This window comes from Pseudomonas sp. M47T1 (assembly GCF_000263855.1).
GTDB lineage: Bacteria > Pseudomonadota > Gammaproteobacteria > Pseudomonadales > Pseudomonadaceae > Aquipseudomonas.
Window position 1 is genome coordinate 150,617 of the sequence record NZ_AJWX01000011.1, and the last position, 10,349, is coordinate 160,965.

At 59.8% G+C, this 10,349-nt stretch carries 19 protein-coding genes; 11 read left to right on the forward strand and 8 right to left on the reverse strand.

What is annotated here, in order from left to right; all coding sequences use genetic code 11:
- Window positions 1-4: 4 nt before the first annotated feature.
- From PMM47T1_RS13915 to PMM47T1_RS29100, 8 genes are all read right to left on the reverse strand, one after another.
- Window positions 5-475 carry a hypothetical protein gene (locus PMM47T1_RS13915; protein WP_008369837.1) on the reverse strand — a complete coding sequence of 157 codons (471 nt, stop codon included), beginning with the start codon at window positions 473-475 and terminating at the stop codon, window positions 5-7.
- Window positions 472-648, reverse strand: coding sequence for a hypothetical protein (locus PMM47T1_RS29825; protein ID WP_157213006.1), 177 nt, complete (start codon window positions 646-648; stop codon window positions 472-474). Before PMM47T1_RS29825 ends, PMM47T1_RS13915 begins: the two co-directional genes overlap by 4 nt.
- Window positions 641-1,120, reverse strand: a complete 480-nt coding sequence (locus PMM47T1_RS13920; protein WP_008369838.1) for a hypothetical protein — start codon at window positions 1,118-1,120, stop codon at window positions 641-643. Before PMM47T1_RS13920 ends, PMM47T1_RS29825 begins: the two co-directional genes overlap by 8 nt.
- A complete protein-coding gene (locus PMM47T1_RS13925) occupies window positions 1,120-1,926 on the reverse strand; it encodes an ATP-binding protein (protein ID WP_008369839.1) in 807 nt (268 codons plus the stop codon). Before PMM47T1_RS13925 ends, PMM47T1_RS13920 begins: the two co-directional genes overlap by 1 nt.
- On the reverse strand, window positions 1,916-2,782 hold the full coding sequence (locus PMM47T1_RS13930) for a replication protein (RefSeq protein WP_008369840.1): 867 nt from the start codon (window positions 2,780-2,782) through the stop codon (window positions 1,916-1,918). Before PMM47T1_RS13930 ends, PMM47T1_RS13925 begins: the two co-directional genes overlap by 11 nt.
- A gap of 73 nt (window positions 2,783-2,855) precedes the next feature.
- Complete coding sequence (locus tag PMM47T1_RS13935) at window positions 2,856-3,053, reverse strand: hypothetical protein (RefSeq protein ID WP_008369841.1); 198 nt, start codon at window positions 3,051-3,053, stop codon at window positions 2,856-2,858.
- Between the two features lie 49 nt (window positions 3,054-3,102).
- Complete coding sequence (locus PMM47T1_RS13940) at window positions 3,103-3,297, reverse strand: hypothetical protein (protein WP_008369842.1); 195 nt, start codon at window positions 3,295-3,297, stop codon at window positions 3,103-3,105.
- Window positions 3,298-3,327: 30 nt separating this feature from the next.
- A complete protein-coding gene (locus PMM47T1_RS29100; protein ID WP_081492650.1) occupies window positions 3,328-3,552 on the reverse strand; it encodes a hypothetical protein in 225 nt (74 codons plus the stop codon).
- Window positions 3,553-3,651: 99 nt separating this feature from the next.
- Here PMM47T1_RS29100 and PMM47T1_RS13945 point away from each other — a divergent pair, with 99 nt between their 5' ends.
- From PMM47T1_RS13945 to PMM47T1_RS28675, 11 genes are all read left to right on the forward strand, one after another.
- Entirely contained in the window at window positions 3,652-4,362 is a 711-nt protein-coding gene (locus tag PMM47T1_RS13945; RefSeq protein WP_157213007.1) for a S24 family peptidase, read from the forward strand.
- Between the two features lie 23 nt (window positions 4,363-4,385).
- Window positions 4,386-5,372, forward strand: a complete 987-nt coding sequence (locus PMM47T1_RS13950; RefSeq protein ID WP_008369845.1) for a hypothetical protein — start codon at window positions 4,386-4,388, stop codon at window positions 5,370-5,372.
- 356 nt (window positions 5,373-5,728) lie between these two features.
- Window positions 5,729-5,926, forward strand: a complete 198-nt coding sequence (locus tag PMM47T1_RS29830; RefSeq protein WP_157213008.1) for a hypothetical protein — start codon at window positions 5,729-5,731, stop codon at window positions 5,924-5,926.
- Window positions 5,927-6,048: 122 nt separating this feature from the next.
- Complete coding sequence (locus PMM47T1_RS29835; protein ID WP_157213009.1) at window positions 6,049-6,474, forward strand: hypothetical protein; 426 nt, start codon at window positions 6,049-6,051, stop codon at window positions 6,472-6,474.
- Complete coding sequence (locus tag PMM47T1_RS13960) at window positions 6,471-6,656, forward strand: hypothetical protein (RefSeq protein ID WP_008369849.1); 186 nt, start codon at window positions 6,471-6,473, stop codon at window positions 6,654-6,656. The genes PMM47T1_RS29835 and PMM47T1_RS13960 overlap by 4 nt, the downstream gene beginning before the upstream one ends.
- Before the next feature lie 113 nt (window positions 6,657-6,769).
- A complete protein-coding gene (locus PMM47T1_RS13965; protein ID WP_008369850.1) occupies window positions 6,770-7,030 on the forward strand; it encodes a hypothetical protein in 261 nt (86 codons plus the stop codon).
- Window positions 7,027-7,254: a hypothetical protein gene (locus PMM47T1_RS13970; protein WP_008369851.1), complete on the forward strand. Its 228-nt coding sequence runs from the start codon at window positions 7,027-7,029 to the stop codon at window positions 7,252-7,254. The genes PMM47T1_RS13965 and PMM47T1_RS13970 overlap by 4 nt, the downstream gene beginning before the upstream one ends.
- Before the next feature lie 351 nt (window positions 7,255-7,605).
- Entirely contained in the window at window positions 7,606-8,736 is a 1,131-nt protein-coding gene (locus PMM47T1_RS13975) for a hypothetical protein (protein WP_043301045.1), read from the forward strand.
- A gap of 7 nt (window positions 8,737-8,743) precedes the next feature.
- Window positions 8,744-8,890 (forward strand): hypothetical protein, encoded by a 147-nt coding sequence (locus PMM47T1_RS30105; protein WP_177323380.1) that lies wholly within the window; start codon window positions 8,744-8,746, stop codon window positions 8,888-8,890.
- Window positions 8,891-8,900: 10 nt separating this feature from the next.
- Window positions 8,901-9,767: an ATP-binding protein gene (locus PMM47T1_RS13980; RefSeq protein WP_008369854.1), complete on the forward strand. Its 867-nt coding sequence runs from the start codon at window positions 8,901-8,903 to the stop codon at window positions 9,765-9,767.
- On the forward strand, window positions 9,764-10,324 hold the full coding sequence (locus tag PMM47T1_RS28675; protein WP_008369855.1) for a hypothetical protein: 561 nt from the start codon (window positions 9,764-9,766) through the stop codon (window positions 10,322-10,324). The genes PMM47T1_RS13980 and PMM47T1_RS28675 overlap by 4 nt, the downstream gene beginning before the upstream one ends.
- Window positions 10,325-10,349: the final 25 nt, after the last annotated feature.

Sequence of the window (10,349 nt, forward strand, 5' to 3'; positions counted from 1 at the left end):
TTGCTCATGCTGCTTGCTCCCCGAGGAGGTCGCCGAAGAAAACGCCCTTGGCCGTGAAGTCAGCCACGATGCGGTCGGTGTAGGCCACGCCCTGGGCGCGGTTGAACAGGCTGGTGACAGGGAATCCATCCGGTCCCAGCAGCGGGCAGTCGCCCATCAGGTCCAGCTTCTCCCCGTAGGTCAGGTGCTTGGTGGTGCGGTGCCAGGCGGCCCGGTAGTCCTCGTCCTCGTTGAGCAGGATCTGCACGCCATGGTGCAACTTGCAGTACTTCCGGCATTCGCTGGGGTCGCCAAGCTGGGTCATTTCCGAGATCCGCTTGTAGAACGCGAACCACAGGGCGTTCTGGTCCAGGGTGCGGTCCTTGCCCGGGCGCAGGGAGACCACCACGAACTTCTTCTCGCGGTACATGGCGGTCAGGCGGGTGATGGCCTCGGAGAGCTTGGTGGAGCTGTTCACGCTGATCTTGTCAGTCATGGCCTTACCTTCCAGTACGTGCCTTCCGCGACAACATGCCCCTGCCGTTTCAAGCGCTGTAAGGACTTGCTGACCTCGCTGCGCTCGACCTTGAGAGCGGTGGCGCAGTAATAAGCGCAGGCGCCGGTACGGGCCTGGTAATAGGCAAGGACGCGCTTATCGAACTCACTCATGGCCGGACTCCCTGCTCATGGCGACGTCGATCTGCTGGTCGGCCTCAGCCAGGGCCAGGACCTCGCTTAGCGCATCTTCACGCAAATGCTTGCGCATGATGCAGAAGTCGACTTTGCCGGCTGACGTGTCACCGCGCAGCCACCGATACCGCTCGGCATCCTTGCGCAGCTCCTCGACCTCGGCCTTGAGCTGGTCGCGCTCATCCGCTACCAGGCAGTAATTGCGGTGGTGGCTTGTCTGCCACTCCTTGAATTGATCCTCTCGACACTCGTTCTCCGCGATTAAGGGGTGGCTCTCGCCACTTTCCAGAGATGCGCGCCGAGCCCAGCTCAGCCAGGCGAACTGCGTGGTCGGGTCAACGTAGAAACCGCCGGGTAATTTTTCCAGCCTCAGGATCTGCTCGTCCGCGAACGCTTCGAACTCAACCTTTTCAGCCGCGAAATCAGGCTCAACGCTTTTTGTCGTAGTCATCAGAAGCCCTCCTTGCCGCGCTGGGATTCCCACTCGAAAGGGACCACGATCATTCCGCCCTCGCGTAGGCGGTCTACGCAGCGCTCGCCCATGGCTGGGGATAGCTGGTCGGCAGCCAGGTTGGAAATCACCACCGTGGGCCGCTCCTGCTCGTACCGGCCGTTGATGATTGCGAACAGCGTGGTCAGCTCGAAGTCGCTCGGCTGCTCCTTGCTTACGCCCACCTCGTCCAGCACCAGCAGGTCTGGGCTGATCAGGCTGGCTAGGATCTCGGCCTCGCTACGTTCGCTGTACCGGTCATACGTGGCCCGGATGGCCTGGAGAATCGCCCCCACGGTGCGGTAGACGGCCGTGCGCGAGGTGTTGTGCAGCAAATCGTTGGCCATGGCCACGCCCAGATGGGTTTTGCCGGTACCGGGCTTGCCGATCATTACCATGCAGCGGCCGGTCTTAAGAATCTCGTCGAAGACCTTCACGTAGTGGCGGCAGAAGGCCAAGGCCCGGCGCTGGCCCTCGTTCTCCGCCTGGTAGTTCTCCAGGGTGCGCGTGGTGAAGCGCTTGGGGATCAGGGCATCCCCGAGCTTGCGGGCCAGGGAAAGGCGCAGTTCGTATGCTCTGCCCGCCTCCGCTACAGCCTCGCGCTCCTCGTTCGCCATGCGCAGACACTCTGGGCACCCGCCCTTCAGCTCGCGGTTCAGGATGACGGTCACTTTCTGCTCGAACTGCCCGTGTTTCTCACACTCGGCAGGCTGAAGACGCATGTTGGAGAGGTTGTCCGGTATCGAAACAACTTTTTCAGAGCGCATAGCTGCCGTCCTCCCGTTGCTTCAGGCCTGAGGTGTAGTCACGCTCGGCAAAGCCCGTGTGGCGGCTGGTGAGCGCCGGGGCTGCCGGTTTGGGGGGCTGATCGGCGAGGCGATTGGCGATCCAAACAGCCTTGAACCCTTGCCAGCCTGCGGCCAGTGCCTCGCTCATCGCGGTTTGGACGTCGATGCCGAACTCGGCTTGGCACTTGACCAGTTCGGCGTTCAGCGAATCCCACACGGTCTCGGAGACGGCGGCGCGCTTGGTTTTGCGAAGCGCCAGCCAGTCAACAAGGATCTGCTCAGGGATCGCGTTCGGGTTGTTGGCTAGCATCTGGGCCTTCCCGAATGGCTTCTTGCGCTCCGGCTTGGCCTGCTCGTCAGGGACCGGATCAGCCTGGGGGGAAGTAATCTCTACCGCAGGTAGAGTTACTAGGGGTTCTTTCTTGGTATAAAGAAGGGAGTCGTCTGATTTGGTCTGTTTCGCGGCTGAGCCGATTCGGACGATTTGAGCCGATTCAGACGGTTTGGTCTGTTTCGGATCTTCGACAAAAACCCAGTCTTTCGGGTCTCGCAGGCCTATGTCGCCACGCGCACCGCCATCACGGAACAGAACACGACGGCGCAACAGTCCGGAGATAGCCTTGGAAACGGTGTCAGGATGAATGTGGGTGGCCTTGGCGATTGCCGTGGCCGGGATACGCTGGGCGCCCTCATTGAAGTTCAACGTGGCTTTCGCCACGTACAGGACGATCTTCATCTCGCGCGCTGACAGGTCAATGGCCATGAGGCCATCCATCAGCTGATTGTCCATCCGGGTGAACCCCCTGGACTTGTCAATGTGAGCAATATTTGTCATAGTTTCTCCAGAACTTGCTGTAACGAAAACGCCGACCTCGTACGTCGGCTTTTTTGTGCCTAAAATTCGGCACTCAATCTTTTCTGCGGAACGCTTGAATCACACCGGTCATAGCCTTGGGCTTTGTCCGCTTGGTGATCTGCTGCTGGATTCCAGATTTGGCCAATTCAGCAGGGGTCGTCCCCCTCCTTGCCGCCTCCTCCTTCAGCAACTCCAACTCATCACCATCCAGCAACTCCTCAAGGTCTATGCCGCTTGTTTCATCTGGCATATGCCCTCCGGTCCCTACGCGGTCCCTACTGAGTCCCTACGGAATCGCTTCAGGCCACGTGGCTGTCGCGTTTAAAATCAACGACAGATTCAAGAAGCCAGGACTTCAGGATTTCCCTGGCGAGGACTGACTTCTTGCAGCGGTGAATCCGGGCGGCGCACTGGAGCCATTGCTCAAATTCGTCGTCCAGCAGCACCTTGGTCTGGTTGACGTGCTTGTGGTTGGGGCGTGGTTCTTCGCTCATGGGTGTTGCTCCTTGCGGCTGTTGAAGTGGTTAAGCGGCAGATTTTTTGGCCGGTTCGCAGGATGGAGCCGAATTTTTTTCGGCTACTTCATCCAGCGTCCTGAAAACTTCTGGGCGAGCAATCCGCAGGAACATCATTCGCGCTCGCGGAATGCCGTTTTTTTTCCAGTCGCTCACAGATGGAGGGCGAACCTCGCACAGCTCTGCTACGCGGAAGGTTCCGCCAAGGGCGTCGATGATTTCTCTGGGGTTCATGCCTGATTTCTCCGGCTATTCGCATAAGCACGAATATTAGGCATACCTTTTGTTCAGGTCAATAGGAATACCTTAGATGCGCAATGTTAGGCTGCCCTAATGAGAAATCTTCAAGAACGCTTGCGGGCCGCAATGGCGGGGCCGCCAAAAACGACTCAAGCTGCGCTTGCGCGTGCCTGCGGCATCAAGCCGCCATCCGTAAATGACTGGCTCTCGGGGAAGACCAAAACCATCGAAGGGGAAAATCTTCTGAACGCCGCTGAGGCGCTAAAAGTGATCCCTATGTGGTTGGCCACAGGCAAAGGCCCAATGAGAAAGGATGCGGATGTCATTGACGTTGAAGGGTTGCCATCCGCCCTTGCTCAGAAGATCAAAAGCTATCGCCCATTGGTCGCAGTAGAACGATTCGACATAGCTGGCTCTATGGGCCCTGGCACGGAGCCCCCAGAAATGAACATGGTTGTCGAGCAAATGAGCCTCGACGCGGCCTGGGTGCGACAGAACCTGGTGTACACGTCCACGGATAACCTGAAGTTGATCTCAGGCAAAGGTGACAGCATGGCGCCCACGATCCGCAACGGGGATGCCCTGCTTGTGGACTCCGGCATCACCACCGTGGAGTCGGATGCTATCTACTTCTTCCAGATGGGCGGCCGGCTGCATGTGAAGCGCATCCAGCGCAACCTGGACGGATTGACGATCATTTCGGACAACGACCAGTACCGAGAGATCGACGTTCCAGCGGGTCGTGAAGGCGATATCCAGATCCTGGCTCAGATCATCTACTGGTGGACTGGGCGCAGCTTCTAACAACCAAGCACGGAATGCATTCGATGAGTGATGTAGTTGTCGTTGATGGCCCTGAGTCCTTTTTGGCGGCTCTGGACCGAATAGAGTTGCTCGGCGACTCCCTTCCAGTTTTCCATGGCTGGCCAAAATTCGACGTCAAGGTTGACGGCGACCGCTACAATGGCACCCTGACACCGAAGCTAATGTCTGGTCTCGTTGAGTTTCAGGACCAACTGCTTCGCACTTATGCAGAGATTCGCTACGGCTCGTCGTCTATCGGTAAGCTAAGCGCTGCCGACAAGGCAGATCTTGAGATAGTCCTAGCGATCACGAAGGGAAGCACCAATGGGCAAGGTCCGCTTGATGGCGTACTCAACAAGATTATTTCGGCGCTCCCCATGAATAAGATGAGCGGAGGGAATGTCACTGCCCTGCTGATCGTCGCTGTGCTTTGTTTAGCTGGTTACATGGTCTTTTCTGGCTGGAATCAGGCAGACTTAGAGAAGGCTAAAATCGCCAGCGTTGAGCGGCAGTCGAGCACACAAGCAATGCTTATTGGCAAGTTAGCCGATGCGCTCGCGTCCAAGAATTTGCCGCCGGAAGCCGTCGCTATCAAGGATAGAGCCGCCGAAGGCTACCGATCTATTGTCGCTGGAGCTCCTGATGCCACATCGATGGACATTCAGGGCGAGCACTTCAACGCTGACGAGCTAGAAAAGATCAGGACGCAGGAGCCTCTGCCCAAGAGTCGAAAGGAGCGCAGAGAGGATGTTTACATCGACATGGTGAAACGGCACCCGGATTATCTATCTTTGACTTTACGGCTACCGGGATCAGATTACACATTTCCCGGTCGAGTCGATCTATCTAAATTCGATCAGGCAAAGGTTAACCGCTTATTCGACTCGCTCCGTGATTCCAGCCCTATCCGCCTATTCCACTACTCGTCGGAGCAAAAAGGCCGCATCCTGAGAACGGATGTGATTGCCGTCGACGACGTCACAGTAGGGCAAGCTAACACCGCCCCATAACCGAATCCGCCGTGAAGACCGGCCCGCCACTGAGCGGGCTTTTTTGTGCCCGATCGAAAAAAGTTAGGCATGCCTATTGACTCAAAAAGAAGGATTGCCTAATGTTGACCCATCGAAACGCGAAAGCAGCTCGAACCGCTCTTTACACAACCTGACGTGACCCAACGACGTACCGGCCAACCCGGTGGCGAGAAAGCTAAACCGTCGTCCATGCAGCCTCTGGAAGCTGCCGGACTCCCCAAATGGGAGGACGCCAAACCATGCAAGCCAGCCGGAAGATCATCGATCACGAAATGTGAGACGCCGGCCAGGTGGGGAAACCGCGGCGATGCGCATGGGTCGGAAACGAACGGAGATTGCGTTCAGCCCAGCCGGAGGTGGCGAGTAACACCGGCCAGAAAGACCAGAAATTTTCACGTCAGCGCCTGTATCGGGCGCTTTCGGAAAACAACCGGAGAACCATCATGACCCCAGAAGAGATCGCCCAGGCGCTTGCCGACCTGGAAGTGCACCAGCAGCGTAAAGAAGAGATCAAAGCGCGGGCCAAGCGGTAGGCCAGCAAGTACAACTAGCGCCACGGCAGCCTGCCGTTAACTGCCCGATCCCTGGCTTCCCCATCGCCAGGCCGTATCGGTGAGCCCTTTCGCACAACGCTTGTTGGACGGCAGCCACCGTCGTGAAAGCGCTCACCGATGCGGATGAGAACACACCGGCCCAGCCGGCCCCCTGCATCAACCCTTCCCCGAATCCTCCAGACAGCTCCCTCCCCGCGCCCAACGGCAACCAGCGGGACGAAGGGTGCTGTCTTGAGGGTTCTGATAACGAGGATTCAGCGATGTGCAACTGTGCAAAAACTGTTGAAGAGTCAGCAAAAGAAAAGATCCTCGCCCAGCTCCCTGAGGGTTCCAAAGGCTTGTCGGTTGAGCTTCAAGGCTTCGCCTGGCTGCTTGGCGGTTCGGTCAGCATGAAGAACAAGCTGAACCTGCACATTGAGTACGAGGCGCCAAAAAAGAAAGGCGGCTTCATCCTTAAAAAACAGGACATGTCGATGATCGGCAGCTACTGCATGTTCTGCGGCGAGAAATACCCGGAGGCAGCATGAGCCTGAAGGATCAGGGCTTTCGCTTCTGTGTCAGCCCCAACAAGCAGGATGCCCGGTGGCTGCATCCCGCCGTCCGGAAGGCGATGCACGCCGACTGGATCGACGTGACGGACTGGCCCAGCGAAAAGTTGCTTGCCTTCCTGCTTCCTGAGCCGCAGCAGCATGAGCTGTTTTCAGCGTAACACCCCCTTCCCTTTCTAGACCGCATCGGCAGGTGCCAGGCCACCATTCACGGTGGGTTTGGTCACCCTGCGCCTGGTATCTGACCAATGCGGTCCACGCCCTGGAGGCGATCATGCACCCAAGCATCCAAAGCCGCCGCGAAGTGCTCGCGGTGCTGCGCGAACGCACCCGGCTGGCCACCGCCGAGTTCTATGAGCTGGCTGGCATCGTGTTCCCGGTTGTGTCCTGCCGTCACAAGGTCATCCCGGTGGGCAAGGCGTACCACGTCACCGACAGCGCCACCGGCAAGGTTAAGGGCTTCCGTTTCACGCATCAGGCTGCCTGCGAGCTGGCGAAGGTTCTGGACGACAGAGTGTTGAGGTCGTCGCAATGAACACGCACGACAAGGCCGTCTGCCTGATCGACACCGCGATCAAAACGCTCGCTGCGGCGAAGCCTGATCTGCACCTGGTGTATTCCAACGCCGCCTACACAGCCGCGAACGTCAGTCACGAACTCAGGGCCATCGACAGCGCTGAGTTCAAGCAGTACTGCGAACGCATACGCCACATAGACGCTCGCTTCCTGGGCCTCGACCAACCTGGAGTCGCGCCATGATCGCTCTCGTCTGGTTCTGCTACGCATACCGCGTCATATAACCCTGCCTGCCACACACCAGCCGCCACAGCGGCTTGGAGACTCGCCATGTCCCAGATTGGACAGTACGCCGACACGCTCCAGGCCATGGAGCTGGACCGGCGGATGGAGAATGTTGGTGGCGCGAAGGGCGATAACTGGTTCGACGAAGCCGCGAACGAGGAAATAGCCCAGCAGTACGCCGCCACGCGTGATCGCCACTTGGCCGGTCGGCCTGCCCGGATCCGCGCCGCAATGCTCCAGATGGAAATTGTCTGCCCACCGACCTCATCAACCACCAAGGCGCCCAGCATGGAGCGCGAGGATAGTGCCGTGTCCGCACAAACTGAACTGGCCGCCGTGCCTCCGAAGGAAACAGCGCTCACCGTATTCAGCACCGTCAAGGGCCTTGAGCCCTGGCTGCTGCAGGTGCGCCTGAAGGTCGATGAGTTTCAGAAGGTGCTCCCCGACCTGAAAACCAAAAAGGGCCGCGACGCCTACGCATCGATGGCGCATCAGATCGCGAAATCGAAGACAGCACTGGAAGCTGTGGGCAAGGAGATCTCAGCGCAACAGAAGGAGATCCCAAAGAAGATCGATGCTGAGCGCAAGCGCGTTTGGGATCTCCTTGAGTCTTGGCAAAAAGAGGTGCGCAAGCCTCTGGATGAGTGGGAGGCTGCCGAAACGGCACGCAAAGATCGGCACGTTGATGCGATTCAGGCGATGAGGGATGCCGTCGAGGAGGCTGGGCCGTTGGATGCGGCGCAAATCCAGGCCGCCATCGAAGAAATGGAAGCGCGGGTAATCGACGAATCCTGGGAGGAATTCGTGACCGAAGCTGCCCAGGTCAAAGACCAATGCCTGCTGGCTCTGCGCAACCACCTGAAAGCGCGACAGGTCTACGAGGCCGAGCAAGCCGAACTGGCCCGGCTCCGTGCCGAAGCAGAGGCCCGGGCCAAGGCCGACCACGAAGCCGCCATCGCCCGTGAAGCCGCCGAACGTGCACAGCGTGAAGCAGATGAGCGCGCTGCGGCTGAACGTGCTGCCGCCGCCAAGCGTGAGCAGGATCTGCTGGACCAGGCCGCCGCACAGCAACGCGAAGCTGAGAACCAGCGCCTGCAACTGCAGCTACAGGCTGAGCAGGCCGAACGCCAAGCCGCCCAGGCGGAAGCAGACAGACTGGCAGCTATTCAGGCAGCGGAAATCGCCCGGATCGAAGCCGAGAAGAATGCAGAACGCGCCGCCGAGCAAGCCCGCCTGGACGAGCAGCGCCGCCAGCAAGCGGCCGCCGATGAGCTTGTGCGCCAACAGCAGGCCCGCGAGCGCGACGAAGCCCACCGCCGCAACATCAACCGTGCGGCTCTGGACGCGTTCGTCGCCGGCGGCATGCCAGAAGCCTGCGCAAAGCAGGCCGTTACCCTGATCGCCCAGCGCAAGATTCCCGCCATCGCAATTACCTACTGAGGTCGCCATGAACGCGACGCCACGCTTGGCCGCCCAGCTCGACTGGATGCAGGTCGGCGCCTTTTCGCCTGAGCAATTCACCGGCGACGAGCGCAAAGAGTATGAAGACGAAGCCCGCAAGATTGAGCGGGAATGGGACAACCAACCGAACTGAGGACACCTCCATGTTCAAGAAAGCCGAACGCAAGCAGGCCAAGCTACGGCTGGCACTTGCAGGCCCATCAGGCTCTGGCAAAACCTTCTCCGCCCTGCTCATGGCCAAGGGCCTGGGCGGCCGGATCGCGGTAATCGACACCGAGCAGGGCAGCGCCTCCCTCTACTCCGACATTGCCGACTTTGACGTGCTGGAGTTGCAGGCCCCCTTCTCGCCCGAGCGCTACGTTGAGGCGATCGCCGCTGCCGAGGCGGCCGGGTACAACGTGCTGATCATCGACAGCTACTCGCACGAATGGACTGGCCCCGGCGGCTGCCTGGAGGCCAACGAGGCGCTGGCCCACCAGAAATTCCGGGGCAACACCTGGGCGGCCTGGAACGAGACCACGCCGCGGCACCGGCAACTCACCAACAAGATCCTCACCAGCACGCTGCACGTTATCTGCACGATGCGCAGCAAGACGGAAACCGTCCAGGGCGAGGGTAAGAAGATCGTGAAGCTTGGTATGAAATCCGAGCAGCGCGACGGCACCGACTACGAATTCACCGTGGTGCTGGATATCACCCATGACGCGCACACCGCGCTGGCGAGCAAGGACCGGACGAAGCTGTTCACCGCTCCCGAGCTCATCACCGAAGAAACCGGGCGAAAGCTGCTGGCCTGGCTCAACTCGGGAGTCAGTCCTGAGGCCCGGGCCAAAGAGTTGTTGGTTGACGCGATCGCCGATATCGCCTCAGCGCCCGATATGGCCGGCCTACAGTCGGCCTTCAATGCCGCCAAGGCAATCGCCATTGGGTTTGATCACCTGGTCGCCCAGGTCGTGGCGGCCAAGGACAAACGCAAAGCCGAACTGACGCCATTGGAGAAATCTGCATGAGCGAACACAGCCCCCAAACCTACAGCACCCGGATGGCGGAGATCGAAGCGGCGAAGGCCGAGTTCTTCGCCCGGGGCGGCCAGATCAACGAGTCAGCGGCCGGCGGCTATGTGCCGCGCCCGCCGGCCATTCCCGGCCAACCCAGCGAGCTGAAGCTGCAACGCCAAGCCCGCGCCCAGGCCGAGTATGCGCGAAACAGGGCCTCAATAGAGGCTCGCCAGGCGCAGGAGGACCTGGTGCGAAGCATGGCCGCCACCATGACCTACGCCCAGGCCGTTGCCGCCTCCGGTTTGTCTCAGCCAACGCTGTACAGGATCGCCAAGGCCGGAGGCTTTTCATTCCAGCCTGACCCGCGCCTGGGCCGGGGTGAGCGTACCTACATCGACCCCGAAGCTGACGCCAAGATGTGCGATCGCCTCAAGGCGCTGCGCGATGTCGGCCTGAGCCGTCATGCCGCCGCCAAGCAGATGGGGATATCCGGAACCGTGATGACGCGGCTGCTCACGACGTACGAAATCCCCTTCCCATCGCAGAAGCCACGCCGATGCGCCGCGTAAACGCCCGAGTTCGCCAGCGCCGCCG

Excerpts from the sequence above, each read along its gene's own strand:
- PMM47T1_RS13945 (WP_157213007.1), top strand. The coding sequence starts at position 3,652 with ATGAGAAATCTTCAAGAACGCTTGCGGGCCGCAATGGCGGGGCCGCCA.
- PMM47T1_RS13930 (WP_008369840.1), bottom strand. The coding sequence starts at position 2,782 with ATGACAAATATTGCTCACATTGACAAGTCCAGGGGGTTCACCCGGATG.
- PMM47T1_RS13920 (WP_008369838.1), bottom strand. The coding sequence starts at position 1,120 with ATGACTACGACAAAAAGCGTTGAGCCTGATTTCGCGGCTGAAAAGGTT.
- PMM47T1_RS13965 (WP_008369850.1), top strand. The coding sequence starts at position 6,770 with ATGCACCCAAGCATCCAAAGCCGCCGCGAAGTGCTCGCGGTGCTGCGC.
- PMM47T1_RS13925 (WP_008369839.1), bottom strand. The coding sequence starts at position 1,926 with ATGCGCTCTGAAAAAGTTGTTTCGATACCGGACAACCTCTCCAACATG.
- PMM47T1_RS29100 (WP_081492650.1), bottom strand. The coding sequence starts at position 3,552 with ATGAACCCCAGAGAAATCATCGACGCCCTTGGCGGAACCTTCCGCGTA.
- PMM47T1_RS28675 (WP_008369855.1), top strand. The coding sequence starts at position 9,764 with ATGAGCGAACACAGCCCCCAAACCTACAGCACCCGGATGGCGGAGATC.
- PMM47T1_RS30105 (WP_177323380.1), top strand. The coding sequence starts at position 8,744 with ATGAACGCGACGCCACGCTTGGCCGCCCAGCTCGACTGGATGCAGGTC.
- PMM47T1_RS13915 (WP_008369837.1), bottom strand. The coding sequence starts at position 475 with ATGACTGACAAGATCAGCGTGAACAGCTCCACCAAGCTCTCCGAGGCC.
- PMM47T1_RS13940 (WP_008369842.1), bottom strand. The coding sequence starts at position 3,297 with ATGAGCGAAGAACCACGCCCCAACCACAAGCACGTCAACCAGACCAAG.
- PMM47T1_RS13980 (WP_008369854.1), top strand. The coding sequence starts at position 8,901 with ATGTTCAAGAAAGCCGAACGCAAGCAGGCCAAGCTACGGCTGGCACTT.
- PMM47T1_RS13960 (WP_008369849.1), top strand. The coding sequence starts at position 6,471 with ATGAGCCTGAAGGATCAGGGCTTTCGCTTCTGTGTCAGCCCCAACAAG.
- PMM47T1_RS13950 (WP_008369845.1), top strand. The coding sequence starts at position 4,386 with ATGAGTGATGTAGTTGTCGTTGATGGCCCTGAGTCCTTTTTGGCGGCT.
- PMM47T1_RS13970 (WP_008369851.1), top strand. The coding sequence starts at position 7,027 with ATGAACACGCACGACAAGGCCGTCTGCCTGATCGACACCGCGATCAAA.
- PMM47T1_RS13935 (WP_008369841.1), bottom strand. The coding sequence starts at position 3,053 with ATGCCAGATGAAACAAGCGGCATAGACCTTGAGGAGTTGCTGGATGGT.
- PMM47T1_RS29825 (WP_157213006.1), bottom strand. The coding sequence starts at position 648 with ATGAGTGAGTTCGATAAGCGCGTCCTTGCCTATTACCAGGCCCGTACC.